The organism is Acetivibrio mesophilus, from assembly GCF_004102745.1.
Classification (GTDB): domain Bacteria; phylum Bacillota; class Clostridia; order Acetivibrionales; family Acetivibrionaceae; genus Hungateiclostridium; species Hungateiclostridium mesophilum.
Map to the genome: position 1 here is coordinate 21,488 of NZ_RLII01000032.1, position 12,903 is coordinate 34,390.

10 protein-coding genes, 1 tRNA gene, 1 rRNA gene and 1 CRISPR repeat array (1 of these 13 running past the window's edge) are annotated in these 12,903 nt (G+C 39.7%); of the genes, 1 reads left to right on the plus strand and 11 read right to left on the minus strand.

Annotated features, from left to right (window positions below; translation table 11 throughout):
- Positions 1-1,115: direct repeats of the CRISPR family, unit length 37 nt; unit sequence GTTTCAATCCTTGTTTTACTGGAAGTCCTACTTCAAC; it begins 3,777 nt to the left of the window's first position.
- 408 nt (positions 1,116-1,523) lie between these two features.
- On the plus strand, positions 1,524-1,691 hold the full coding sequence (locus EFD62_RS15375; RefSeq protein ID WP_069196131.1) for a CDIF630_02480 family spore surface protein: 168 nt from the start codon (positions 1,524-1,526) through the stop codon (positions 1,689-1,691).
- Positions 1,692-1,758: 67 nt separating this feature from the next.
- Here EFD62_RS15375 and nifJ read toward each other — a convergent pair whose 3' ends face one another.
- From nifJ to rrf, 11 genes are all read right to left on the minus strand, one after another.
- Positions 1,759-5,283 carry a pyruvate:ferredoxin (flavodoxin) oxidoreductase gene (gene nifJ, locus EFD62_RS15380; protein WP_069196130.1) on the minus strand — a complete coding sequence of 1,175 codons (3,525 nt, stop codon included), beginning with the start codon at positions 5,281-5,283 and terminating at the stop codon, positions 1,759-1,761.
- 118 nt (positions 5,284-5,401) lie between these two features.
- Entirely contained in the window at positions 5,402-6,064 is a 663-nt protein-coding gene (locus tag EFD62_RS15385) for a flavin reductase (RefSeq protein WP_407921098.1), read from the minus strand.
- Positions 6,065-6,086: 22 nt separating this feature from the next.
- On the minus strand, positions 6,087-6,476 hold the full coding sequence (locus tag EFD62_RS15390) for a bacteriohemerythrin (protein ID WP_069196128.1): 390 nt from the start codon (positions 6,474-6,476) through the stop codon (positions 6,087-6,089).
- Between the two features lie 172 nt (positions 6,477-6,648).
- The gene (locus EFD62_RS15395; RefSeq protein WP_069196127.1) at positions 6,649-7,404 is read right to left on the minus strand and encodes a ZIP family metal transporter; all 756 of its coding nucleotides are present in this window, start codon (positions 7,402-7,404) and stop codon (positions 6,649-6,651) included.
- Between the two features lie 173 nt (positions 7,405-7,577).
- Positions 7,578-8,609 (minus strand): glycoside hydrolase family protein, encoded by a 1,032-nt coding sequence (locus EFD62_RS15400; protein WP_128706420.1) that lies wholly within the window; start codon positions 8,607-8,609, stop codon positions 7,578-7,580.
- A gap of 14 nt (positions 8,610-8,623) precedes the next feature.
- Positions 8,624-9,781: a glycosyltransferase family 4 protein gene (locus EFD62_RS15405; protein ID WP_128706421.1), complete on the minus strand. Its 1,158-nt coding sequence runs from the start codon at positions 9,779-9,781 to the stop codon at positions 8,624-8,626.
- 90 nt (positions 9,782-9,871) lie between these two features.
- The gene (locus EFD62_RS15410; protein ID WP_069196124.1) at positions 9,872-10,915 is read right to left on the minus strand and encodes a sugar phosphate nucleotidyltransferase; all 1,044 of its coding nucleotides are present in this window, start codon (positions 10,913-10,915) and stop codon (positions 9,872-9,874) included.
- A gap of 44 nt (positions 10,916-10,959) precedes the next feature.
- A complete protein-coding gene (locus tag EFD62_RS15415; protein ID WP_069196123.1) occupies positions 10,960-11,439 on the minus strand; it encodes a DUF6530 family protein in 480 nt (159 codons plus the stop codon).
- 229 nt (positions 11,440-11,668) lie between these two features.
- Positions 11,669-12,436, minus strand: a complete 768-nt coding sequence (locus EFD62_RS15420) for a tRNA threonylcarbamoyladenosine dehydratase (protein WP_069196122.1) — start codon at positions 12,434-12,436, stop codon at positions 11,669-11,671.
- A 264-nt stretch (positions 12,437-12,700) separates the two neighbouring features.
- Positions 12,701-12,776 (minus strand) — tRNA-Asn (locus EFD62_RS15425).
- A 6-nt stretch (positions 12,777-12,782) separates the two neighbouring features.
- Positions 12,783-12,899, minus strand: a 5S ribosomal RNA gene (gene rrf / locus EFD62_RS15430).
- Positions 12,900-12,903: the final 4 nt, after the last annotated feature.

Below are 12,903 nucleotides of genomic sequence, written 5' to 3' on the forward strand. Positions count from 1 at the left end.
GTCCTACTTCAACCTAAGGCACATAGATGGCTATGTAAGAAATGGTAATATGTTTCAATCCTTGTTTTACTGGAAGTCCTACTTCAACTTGCTGCATATAAATATGCGATATTGACTGGGATATGGGGTTTCAATCCTTGTTTTACTGGAAGTCCTACTTCAACGCATATGGTTTAAAAAACAAAAGAAGATAGTTTAAGTTTCAATCCTTGTTTTACTGGAAGTCCTACTTCAACCAAATGGGGAATCCAGCGTTCAATAGTTTGTTTCCAAGGTTTCAATCCTTGTTTTACTGGAAGTCCTACTTCAACTATAATAATATAGTCAAAATCATTTATGACCTTTTTGTTTCAATCCTTGTTTTACTGGAAGTCCTACTTCAACGGCATAGAAAAAATACCAACTAAACATATGGGAGCGTTTCAATCCTTGTTTTACTGGAAGTCCTACTTCAACTGTTCTCTTTTTTCTTTCTTCCTCCTTTACCTTAGTGTTTCAATCCTTGTTTTACTGGAAGTCCTACTTCAACATTATCTATTTTTGTATTTTCGTGCTGTGCAGCATCGTTTCAATCCTTGTTTTACTGGAAGTCCTACTTCAACGAATAATCAGCGACTATAAAAAGGAATTCTATGAAGGTTTCAATCCTTGTTTTACTGGAAGTCCTACTTCAACGGTGAACTAGAAGAAAAAAACCCCGACCATATAGCTTGTTTCAATCCTTGTTTTACTGGAAGTCCTACTTCAACTCAGAAGCTGTTTACTAAAGATATGACAAATACTAGTTTCAATCCTTGTTTTACTGGAAGTCCTACTTCAACTAAAGAAGTTCCTGGTGTGTATGATATGAGTTTTGTTTGTTTCAATCCTTGTTTTACTGGAAGTCCTACTTCAACCGCTTATGGTCGTGCCTTCCCAATACTCAAATTCAAGTTTCAATCCTTGTTTTACTGGAAGTCCTACTTCAACTTTAAAAGGTCGGTAAAACTAAATTCAGTATCCCTGTTTCAATCCTTGTTTTACTGGAAGTCCTACTTCAACAAAGAGGAAGCATTGAAATTCCAAGGGAAAGAGGAATGTTTCAATCCTTGTTTTACTGGAAGTCCTACTTCAACGGCATTTTAGGCTGCATCTAGCTAATTTCAAGTCTTACAGGCATTTTTTGACGAAACTTTTTTTCACACTTTTCATAAGAAAATGCCCCTTTTTTATTAAAATTCACACATTTTTGAGTTACCAACATAGGCATGTAACCCGCCATTTTCAAAGGTCAGAGGCTATCCAATGCAAATTTCGCAATAATTTTGTAGCCACATTTTTCCACCCACAACTCTAATCACAGATAAAATATATCATAAATTAACTATTTTTTCAACACACTTACAGGCAATTGACAATAAATCACGACCAAATTCCACCAAAAGCATCATCTGTTAATAATGAACAGTATAATATATCTGTCAGGATATAAAATAACATCATTACAGCAATAATAAAGTAAGTTAATTGTTTGGAGTGATAAAATGGCAGAAAACAAGTATAAGCAGAAAAACATGGCAACACCGATTGAAAAGCACGATACAGCAGCTTGGGCAAATATCGAAAAGGAAAAACCCGACTCAAAGGTTCCTATTCCCAGTGAGACTCAGGTGAAAAATGCCAAGGAATATGTAGATACCAACCAAAAATAGCAAAAGGGGCTGTTGCACTAATTGTTCAGTGTAACAGCCCCCTCTATTTATCACATATTACCAAGCATTAGTATTTCTGATCTGCCAGCCTTTTATAAGTATCATAGCGCTCTTTTGCATCCCTTTCCGCAGCATCAAACATCTTTCCTGCCACATCCGGGAATACATTCATAAGCTGAGAATACCGAATTTCTCCGTTGAGGAACTCCTTGTAAGGAGCACTCGGTTCTTTCGATTCAAGAATAAATGGATTTTTCCCCTCTTCTTTGAGCATTGGATTGTATCTGTACAAATGCCAGTAACCGGCCTCAACTGCACGTTTTTCTTCCAATATGCTTGTGCCCATGCCTGTTTTAATACCATGGCTTATACATGGGGAATACGCAATTATCAATGACGGACCTTTGTAGTTTTCTGCCTCCGCTATAGCTTTTACGGTCTGGTTCATATTTGCGCCCATGGCTATCTGTGCTACATACACATAACCATAACTCATAGCCATCATTCCCAAATCCTTCTTCCGAACCCCTTTACCTGCTGCAGCAAACTTTGCAACAGCTGCTGTCGGAGTTGCTTTCGAAGACTGACCACCGGTATTGGAGTAAATCTCTGTATCCAACACAAATATGTTTACATCTTCGCCGGAGGAAAGAACCTGATCCAATCCACCATAACCGATGTCATAAGCCCATCCGTCTCCTCCTATCATCCAGAAGGACTTTTTGATGAGATAATCCTTCTTCTCCATTATCTCCTCAATTATCCGGTTTCCTTTATAGTCATAGTCCTTCAGTGCCTCAAAAATATGTGCGGTAGCCTTTTTGGAACCTTCTGCCTCATCTCTTGCATCCAGCCACTCTCTGAAGGCATTCTTAACTTTTTCATCAATATCTGAGTTTATCGCATTTTCCATAAGGTCAGCAAGTTTCGCCCTTATTTGCTTCACTCCCAAATACATTCCAAAGCCGTATTCCGCATTATCCTCAAACAACGAGTTGGCCCATGCAGGTCCTTTTCCTTCCGCATTGGTAGTATAAGCTATGGATGGAGAGCTGGCTCCCCATATGGATGAGCACCCGGTTGCATTGGCAATCATCATCCTCTCGCCAAAGAGCTGCGTAAGAAGCCTAATATACGGCGTCTCACCACATCCAGGGCAAGCTCCGTTAAACTCCAACAGCGGTCTTGCAAGTTGGCTTCCTTTTAATGTGTTGCGATCCAATAGATTGTCCTTCTGGGTAACAGTCATAGCAAACTCCCAGTTCTCGGCCTCTTTTTCTATTTCCTGCTCCGCAGGTCTCATAATCAATGCCTTTTCCTTTGTAGGACATATATCGGCACAATTGCTGCACCCGGTACAGTCAAGAGGAGCAATCTGAACACGGAAATGTAAATCTTCAAACCCTTTTCCGATAGCTTTCTTGGTTTTAAAGCTTTCCGGTGCCCGGCTCAATTCCTCATCATTTAGCAGGAACAGTCGCACTGTGCTATGAGGACATACAAAGGAACACTGTCCACATTGTATACATTTATCCATCTGCCATTCGGGAATCATTGGTGCAATTCCCCGCTTCTCATAGGCCGTAGTTCCCAAAGGATGTGTGCCATCCTCCATTCCCACAAATGCACTTACAGGCAATTCGTCGCCTTCATTTCTGGCCATTTTTCTTTGAATCTTTTTCACAAACTCCGGCTCATCCTTCTTCATAGGCAAGTCTTCATCAGGAACATTCTTCCATGACTCAGGCACATTCACCTTAATCAATGCTTCCTGTCCCATGTCAACAGCGGCATTATTCATCTCCACTATCTTCTGGCCTTTTTTACCATAGGTTTTTTCAATAGATTCTTTAAGATACTTTGCAGCCTCCTCAATGGGGATTATGTTTGCCAGCTTGAAAAAGGCCGATTGCATTACCATATTGATTCTATTGCCAAGACCAATATCAGAAGCAATCTTTAGAGCATCTATTATATAAAACTTAATGTTGTTATTTGCGATATATCTCTTCACCGATGCAGGAAGATGTGTGTCCAGTTCCTCCTCACTCCATGGACAGTTGAGCACAAACGTACCCTCTTTTTTAAGTCCATTTAGAATATCATAATTATACAAGAAGGATTTATTGTGACAGGCAATATAATCAGCGTTATATACAAGATACGGAGAGCGCAGCGGCTTCGGTCCGAACCTCAAATGGGAAACGGTAGTTCCTCCTGATTTTTTGCTGTCATAGGAGAAATAGCCCTGTACATACATGTCAGTATTGTCTCCTATTATTTTTATAGCAGATTTGTTGGCTCCAACCGTACCGTCAGAGCCCAATCCCCAGAATTTGCAGCTTATTGTTCCCTGAGGCGTGGTCTCGATTATGTCTCCTTCCGGAAGAGATAGATTTGTTACATCATCAACAATTCCAATAGTAAAGTTGTCTTTTGGCTGTTCCTGCTTTAAATTATCAAATACGGATATTATCTGCGATGGTCTGGTATCCTTTGAACCTAATCCATACCTTCCTCCTATGATAATAGGCCTATCATTTCTGGAAAGATATATTTTTGATACATCGAGATACAGAGGTTCTCCCGGTGCACCCGGCTCCTTGGTTCTGTCAAGCACTGCAATTCTTTTCACCGTGCTAGGCATTACATCAAAAAAGTACTTTTCAGAGAAAGGCCTGTAAAGGTGTACTCTCACAGCACCTACCTTTTCACCTTTTGCCATAAGGTAGTCAATAGTTTCATCAATGGTATCACAAACTGATCCCATTGCCACGATCACATATTCCGCATCCTTTGCCCCATAGTATTCAAATGGGTGGTACTCACGGCCTGTAATCCTTTTTATTTCCTGCATATAGCCTGCAACAATATCCGGAACACTGTCATAAAATTTATTCTGTACTTCTCTTCCCTGAAAATAAATATCCGGATTTTGTGCCGTTCCTCTCGCAACCGGATGTTCCGGATTTAAGGCCCTATCCCGGAATTCCTTTATTGCATCATAATCAACAAGCTTTGCAAGTTCATCATATTCTACCAACCCTATCTTCTGATACTCATGAGAAGTCCTAAATCCGTCAAAGAAGTGGACAAAGGGTATTCGGGATTTAATTGCTGATAGATGCGCAATATATCCCATATCTGCTGCCTCTTGAACATTAGATGAGGCAAGTAGTGCGACTCCAGTTTGACGGCAGGCCATCACATCCTGGTGATCTCCAAATATTGACAGTGCGTGGGTTGCAATTGCTCTTGCCGATACATGCAATACCCCGGGCAAAAGCTCTCCTGCCATTTTATACAGGTTTGGAATCATCAGCAAAAGGCCTTGGGAGGCAGTATAGGTGGTTGTCAATGCTCCTGCAGCAAGAGAACCATGCATTGTCCCGGCGGCTCCTGCCTCCGATTGCATCTGCACAACTCTGACTTGCTGTCCAAAGATATTTTTCTTTCCATGGGCTGACCATTCGTCCACCCCTTCCGCCATAGGTGATGATGGTGTTATGGGGTATATTGCTGCAACATCCGTAAAGGCATAAGATGCATAGGCAGCCGCTTGGTTCCCATCCATTGTTTCAAATTTCTGCATTTAGTCACTCTCCTATTCTTTTAGCTACTTATTTACGGTTTTTACTTTGAGAAATACACAGCAATTTCCCGATTATTTTCTAAATTTATTTTGATAAAATGCTTATAAATATTATGCCTTATTCTTTCTTTATAAATTCGGATTTTGGCTGGTCGCATATCGGACAGGTATAATCCTCGGGCAGATCTTCAAAGGGAACATCTCCTGTGTACTCATATCCGCATATACCACACACATAAGTTGCTCTTTTTTCTGGGGGTGTAACTTCTTGTGAACCCTTCGGCGCAATATATGTGGGAGCATTTTTGGGACTTCTCCCTTTTATCACCTTATGATAATAGGAATAGGTCATAGGCTCTTCTTGGGTAATAAAGTCCACATCCAGTACTTTACCCAAGAAAACGGTATGGGTATCTGTCTCCATCTTATTAATTACGTCGCAGATAAGATAAGCACACCCATCCTTTACAACCGGCATATCATTTTTAATTTCATACCCAACAGAATCAAATTTATTAACATCTTTTCCTGTCTTAAATCCAAAAGTACCTATAATCGACGGATCTGTGTTCTGAGGTAGAACGGTAATTGCGAATTTCCCTGTTTTTTCAATACATTGGTTTGTATAGTTATCATGACTGATGCTAATTGCAACCGTCTCAGGGTCTGCCGTAATCTGCATGGCACAGTTGACCACACATCCTGTCGGACGCTCTTTGTCCCAAACAGAAACAATATAAACCCCATATGACAAATTCCATAAAGCGTTTTTATTCATCATCGTCTCCCCCTTTTGTGTAAAGTCATTCTGCAATCAGTTTATCCTTCCTATATATGTGTTCAACAAGCCATGTAGCCAAGAAATCCAATAACTCCAGCAGCGTCTCTTTTTGATTTTCATCGATGCTGTCTGGAGTATATTCATTTATTCTCTGTATAAAATCATCGTGAGCAACTTTTTGAGAAAGCAGCCTTTTGTATCCGATGCTTTCCATGTATTCTTCCTCATGCTTAAAATGGTACTGAGTATAATCTTTAAGTTCATTAACCAATTTCATTATGTGGTCATATTTGTCCGGAATAAACTGATTTTTCAGCAGTTCGTAAGTTTCATCGGCAATAGCAAAAAGCTTCGCATGCTCTTTGTCGATAAAATCAATTCCTGTGAAGTATTCTGGTTTCATTTCGTACATATTCATCTCTCCTTTTCTCAGGTATCGGTTCTGTTAATGATTTTTTTGTGCAAACTACGTTTTAAGCACAAACTACATTTTGCAATAAACACTTTACATTGACTTTGAATATTGCAAAGTGTATAACTATAAAATATATCGAGTTTAATTTCTCATATGTAAATAAAATTATTCATCCAATAAACATATCTACTACTAACATCACCGTAAACCCTACCATCAACGAATATGTGGCCATTCTTTCAAATCCATGGCTGTGTGTATCAGGAATCATTTCATCGCTAATGACATAAAGCATTGTTCCGCCGGCGAAAGCCAACGCAAAAGGCAGTATCTGTCCCGAAATTGAAGAAGCAAAATAACCGATAAAGGTTCCTATTACTTCCACCAATCCTGTGGCAGAGCCAATCAAAAGTGCTCGTTTTTTGCTCATCCCGGCAAGAATCATAGGAGAAATAATAACCATACCTTCCGGTATATTCTGCAATGCTATACCAATGGCAACAGTCAAGGCATTGCTTATGTCTTCGGTACCAAATCCAACACCCGCCGCCAATCCTTCAGGAAAATTGTGAATCGCAATAGCAAATACAAACAGTAATACTTTATTCAGCGATTCGTTATTCTCATGTTTTTCCACGTCTACTCCCGATAAATTGTGCAAATGGGGAGTCAATTTGTCCATAAGATTTAGGAATATCGCACCAAAAAAAATGCCTAGAACTGTCATCCATATTCCAGACCGTCCGGTCATCTCTGCAGAAGGCAAAATAAGGCCCATTACTGCAGCTGCCAACATTACTCCCGCGGCAAACCCCAGTATAGCATCATTATATTTATGCGGTATGTTACGGAACATAAATCCAATTAATGACCCTACAACTGTTGCTCCACCAACGCCAATTGCCGTTATTAATACTAAAAGCATTCTGCACCCCTTATGCCATAAAGTATTTTTTTGTTTGCGCTGACTATTTCAGCTTCATTTAATATACCCTATTGAATCGTGAGTCAAACAATTAAATCTACATTTTAGCACATAAACATAAATCTTTATTATGTTGCTATTTATTGCTGTATATCACTACTTTAAACTGAAAACTAGGTTCTCTTATCCATTTTTAATTGCGATATTATATAGGATATTAGACTTTCTGCTCCCATATTCCGATTAACTCCCTGCTCGGTCAGACCATCATAGCAGCCTCCCGTGTCATCATCAACAAGTGGTATTCCTTTAGAATTCATTCCATCGTACCAGGCATTGCATATTTTTGCTTTTTCAAAATATTTTGATTTTCCTGTCAACTCAAAAGCCTCTATGTAGGTTAAAACAGCTTCGCAGGCTTCCACCGGCTGTTCATCAAATTCAGCCTTCCTTTGCCCCTTATAAAACCATCCATTACAGCCCACAGGCTTAAAATACCCATCCTTGAAGGTTATCTTCCCAAGAAAGTCCAGGCTTTCTTCAGCTGTCTCAAGGAATCTTTTTTCTCCTGTTACCCTATAAGCTGCCAGAAGAGACCATGGAAGAACCGTGTTGCAATATGCTACATTATTTTCAAACCACTTCCACTCCCCATCCTTATATTCATTATACTGACAGCAAAGGGATTGGGCAATATTAAAAATAAGGTCTTTTGAAGCCTCATCGTCAAAAAATGCGAGACCTATGGCAGAATATGCTTTGCCTCTAAGATAATTAAGTTTGTCCACATGGGGCATGGCCTTGCTGAATATTTCCACAAGGCCATGCTTAACACCTTTTGGAGTTAAGTCGTGGGAATGAGCAAATCCAATTGCCCACAGACATCTTCCGAAGCAGTCATCAGAACCCTCGTCTTCAAGCCATCTCCGGTCATATCCCATAAAGTTTTTAAACTTGCCCTTTTCATTCTGCGCATTCAAAATAAATGAGGAATATCTATAAACAAGATCAAGGTATTTTTTCTTTCCATACCTCTTGTATAACATCAGCGCCATGATTAAAGCTCTGGCATTATCATCGGTTGTATACCCATGATTCGGATCCGGAAGGGAGTATTTGGAATGCTGCAGCATACCCGTATCATCGGTCATTCGGAAAATGTGATCATCTTTTATGTTTTCACAATATGTCAGGCCTTTAATCATACTTCCATGCTCCTCTAAAGCTTCGTATTTCTAATGATATCTATAAAAAGCTTTGAATAAGAATCTGATACATTCTCCCATGTCATAGTCTTTCCAAGACTCAATGTCCTCTCTTCCATATCTTTCTTTGCTTCAGGATTGCCAAGCACGTATTCAATGTGTTTTGCCAAAGAATCAGAATCTCTAAACTCTGCCAGAAGTCCTCTTCCCTCTGCAAGCATTTCCTGGGCATAGGTATACGGAGTAGATATAATTACTCTGCCGTACCCCACCGCATAGGCTAAAGTGCCGCTGACTGCTTGGTCTTTTCCCAAGTACGGGGTCATATAGATATCCGACAACTGAAGATAGTTCATAATTTCATCTTTGGAAAGATATTTATCTACAAACCGTACATAATCCTTTATTCCAAGTTGCTCGACCATTTCCAAAAGTTTCTCCCTGTAAACCTCTCCATATTCCCTTTTTACGCAAGGATGCGTCTGGCCAAGAACAAGGTAAACTATATCCTTGTGCTTTTGAGCCACCTTTGCAATAGCTTCAATTCCATACTCCAATCCCTTCCCGGAGCTCAGTAGCCCAAAGGTGCTTATTACGTTGTAGCCTGAAAACCCGAATTTTTTCTTTAATTCCTCTCTGGACTCAAGCTCTTTATACGGTACACCATGGTGTATCACTTCAATTTTTGATAGGTCTATGTCATACACTTTTTCAAGGATGGGTATGGTGTTTTTTGCCATAGTAACTATTTTTGCGCTCTTTTTGCCCAGGTCCTTTAGTATTTCCTTTTGCTTTTCCGAAGGGCTTGGAAGTACAGTGTGCAGTGTGAGAATAAAGGGTATTTGAATATTATCAACGAGGTCTAAGATGTATTCTCCGCACTCACCTCCAAATATACCGTACTCATGCTCAATTACAAGAAGATCTATATCCGAATTGTTAATATCCTTTGCTATCTTTGTATAGCTTTCCCTGTCATGCTGACTAAGCTCCATAATTACTCTGCTACTGTAGTTGTAATCATTATCGCTCACAGCTATAACTTTTGGGTTATCTATAATTTCAACCTTATCCAACTCCCTCACAAGGTCATCGGTAAAGGTTGCAAGTCCGCACTCCCTTGGGGGATAAGTACTCAAAAATGCTATATTTGGACTTCTGTCTAATTCCATTTCCAAACCTCCTATAGATTGCTGCTAAATATATTTACTACCATGTATTGCCTGCTTATTAATATTACATCACTCAATGAATATTTCCTTCTATACTCCTATCGGCTGACTAAAGCTTTTTGTTAAAATGGAATTGTGTATCTCACTTTCCCTGTCAACTTTGCAATTGGACATAACTACCGAATTCATAACTGTTGCTCCACTTTCCACATTAACATGGTCCCAAACTATGCTGTCCACAACCCTCGCCCCCATGCCAACTAAAGCATCATCAAATAATACCGCGTTGGGGCCTACCACCGCCGAGGGACCAATTGCAACATTTTGACCAATGTATACAGGCCCAATTAACTCTGCACTTTTATCAATCTTTGCTTTTTCGCTGATGTATATGCCATTTTTACCAAAATCATAATTTCCGATTGGAATAAGACCTTTTAGTATGTCCTTATGCACCTTCAGATATTTTTCTGGTGTGCCCAGATCAAGCCAGTAACTGCATTTATTATATACGGCCAACTTATACCCCTTTTGGAGCAGTGAAGGATACGTTTCCCTTTCAATGGATACTGCCCTACCGCAAGGAATTTGATTTAGAATTTCTGGTTGAAAAATATATACGCCTGCATTAATCAGATTGGATTTGCTTTCATGAGGCTGGGGTTTTTCTTTAAACGCCGTAATAAAACTGTTATCGTCATGCTCAATGACTCCATAAGCCGATGGATTGTCAACCCTAGTTACGGCAATGGTTGCCATTACTCCTTTTTCTTTATGGAAGCGTATCATTTCCGATATGTTTATGTCACTCAATATATCGGCGTTAAACACAAGGAAGGTATCGCTCATAAAATCCTCTGCATTTTTTATAGCTCCCGCGGTACCCAAAGGCTGATCCTCTGTTATATAGCTTATCTTGACGCCAAATCTTTTTCCGTCTTCAAAATACTTTTCAATCTTGTGCGGCTTGTAGCATGTACTCAATACAATCTCATCAATACCGTGACTCGTTAGCCTTTCAATGTTTCTTTCTAGCAGGGGCTTTCCCATTATAGGTACCATTGGCTTGGGCAAATCGTCTGTAATCGGCCTTAAGCGAGTACCAAGACCACCTGCTAAAAATAATGCCTTCATGCTTTTTCCTCCAATCTAGATACGTTGTAGTCAAATAATAGCTTTTAATATCCCATTTCTTTTAGTATTCTCGACAAAGTCCTCAATCTCTCCCCAATAAGTTCACCGTCATCACTGAGGGCCTGATTAAATAATTTAATATCCTCATCAATTTTTTCGTTGTCAGTGCATACGGTCACTGTCATAGCATCCCCCTGTAATCCCACTCTGTCTATAATAGGTTTTTCTGTGTCATACAGTTTTTCATAGCGATAAGCGTCCTGAAAATGAAGCTTCGCTCTACAAACGAGGATTGCTAAGTCAAGAACGCGGTGAAGGGGTAATTCTTCAGATTGTCTAGACCATTTTTCTCCCGTGTATCTCCATACTTTAGCGGAAATATCGACCTTTCCCCGGTCATTCCATTGAGCAAGTCCTAAGGATAGTCCCTTTGCATCTGAATCATAAGCATATCTCCCGTCAACATTTTCATAGTTTTCGCATACAATAACTGGCTTGTGCTTTAACGTAGTTGGTATTCTCATTTTTTATACCTCCATCCCCTTAGTTTTATTACTAAGTTACTTAATTATTAGATTAGTTATTTACTAAATTACTAAATAAATTGTATCATTTTTTAGCTTTACCGTCAATAAAGAAATATATACCTCTTTAAAATTGAAAAAATTCCGGCGAAAACACCGGAATTTCTTATTTAGCCTCTTGGAGTCAAATGAAGGAGGCAAAAGCGAAGGGACTCGATGCCCCGAGGTTTTATTGTTCATTTATGTCTCCTATTATATCTTTGATTACTTCACCAGCAATTATCAAGCCTGCAACTGATGGAACAAAAGATGTACTTCCCGGTATGTTTCTCCTGTCCGTACATTTTCTCTCTGTCCCAGGAGGACAAATGCAATTCGTTCTGCAACTGATAGCCATATCTTCAACAGGCTTTTTTGGTACTTCCGTAGAGTAAACCACCTTTAATTTCTTTACTCCCCGCCTTCTCAGCTCATATCTCATCACTTTTGCAAGGGGACACATGGATGTCTTATATATGTCTGCGACCTTTAGCTGTGTGGGGTCAATCTTATTGCCAGCCCCCATGGCGCTAATAATAGGCACTCCAAATTCCTTTGATTTCATAACCAGTTCAATCTTTGCTGTCACGGTATCAATGGCATCTACAACATAACTGTAAGATGGAAAATTAAATTCATGGGAATTCTCAGGAAGGAAAAAGCATTGATGTACTGTAACATTTGCCTTAGGATTTATATCTAAAATTCTTTCCTTCATAACATCTACTTTATACTGTCCTATCGTTTTTCTTGTGGCAATAATCTGCCGATTCAAATTGGTAAGACATACCTTATCGTCATCCACAATCACGAAGTTTCCCACTCCGCTTCTAGCAAGAGCTTCTACTGTATAACCTCCAACTCCGCCTATACCAAAGACTGCAACCGTTGCCTGTTCCAGTTTCTTCATTGCCTCTTTGCCAAATAAAATTTCTGTTCTTGAAAATTGATTTAACATACCATACCTGCCCTTACATTTTATTTTTACTTTTTTCGATCCGCATTCATTACTTCTTCTTACTAAATTATAAATAAAAGCTCCTCAACCATCAAGAAGCATTGTTTTTTTCTGAAGCTCAGTTTTGAAGTCTTCTCCTAGTATTCCCCAAACTTCTTTTATAAAAAAGCTCGGGACATCGAGTCCCTTCGCTTTTGCCTCTTTTATTTCATTCCAAGAGACCAAAATAAAATAGCCTAAACCCAAAGGTTTAAGCTATTTGTATGGCTCCTCAAGTAGGACTCGAACCTACGACCCTGCGGTTAACAGCCGCATGCTCTACCGACTGAGCTATTGAGGAATATAAATCTGGCAGCGACCTACTTTCCCGGGACGTCTCCATCCAAGTATCATCGGCACTGAGAAGCTTAACTACCGTGTTCGGTATGGGAACGGGTGTGTCCTTCTCGTCATAGCCACCAGAAGAT

Coding starts and splice junctions, on each gene's coding strand:
- EFD62_RS15415 (WP_069196123.1), bottom strand. CDS start 11,439: ATGAGAATACCAACTACGTTAAAGCACAAGCCAGTTATTGTATGCGAA.
- EFD62_RS15410 (WP_069196124.1), bottom strand. CDS start 10,915: ATGAAGGCATTATTTTTAGCAGGTGGTCTTGGTACTCGCTTAAGGCCG.
- EFD62_RS15390 (WP_069196128.1), bottom strand. CDS start 6,476: ATGTACGAAATGAAACCAGAATACTTCACAGGAATTGATTTTATCGAC.
- EFD62_RS15385 (WP_407921098.1), bottom strand. CDS start 6,064: ATGATGAATAAAAACGCTTTATGGAATTTGTCATATGGGGTTTATATT.
- EFD62_RS15405 (WP_128706421.1), bottom strand. CDS start 9,781: ATGGAATTAGACAGAAGTCCAAATATAGCATTTTTGAGTACTTATCCC.
- EFD62_RS15420 (WP_069196122.1), bottom strand. CDS start 12,436: ATGTTAAATCAATTTTCAAGAACAGAAATTTTATTTGGCAAAGAGGCA.
- EFD62_RS15400 (WP_128706420.1), bottom strand. CDS start 8,609: ATGATTAAAGGCCTGACATATTGTGAAAACATAAAAGATGATCACATT.
- nifJ (WP_069196130.1), bottom strand. CDS start 5,283: ATGCAGAAATTTGAAACAATGGATGGGAACCAAGCGGCTGCCTATGCA.
- EFD62_RS15375 (WP_069196131.1), top strand. CDS start 1,524: ATGGCAGAAAACAAGTATAAGCAGAAAAACATGGCAACACCGATTGAA.
- EFD62_RS15395 (WP_069196127.1), bottom strand. CDS start 7,404: ATGCTTTTAGTATTAATAACGGCAATTGGCGTTGGTGGAGCAACAGTT.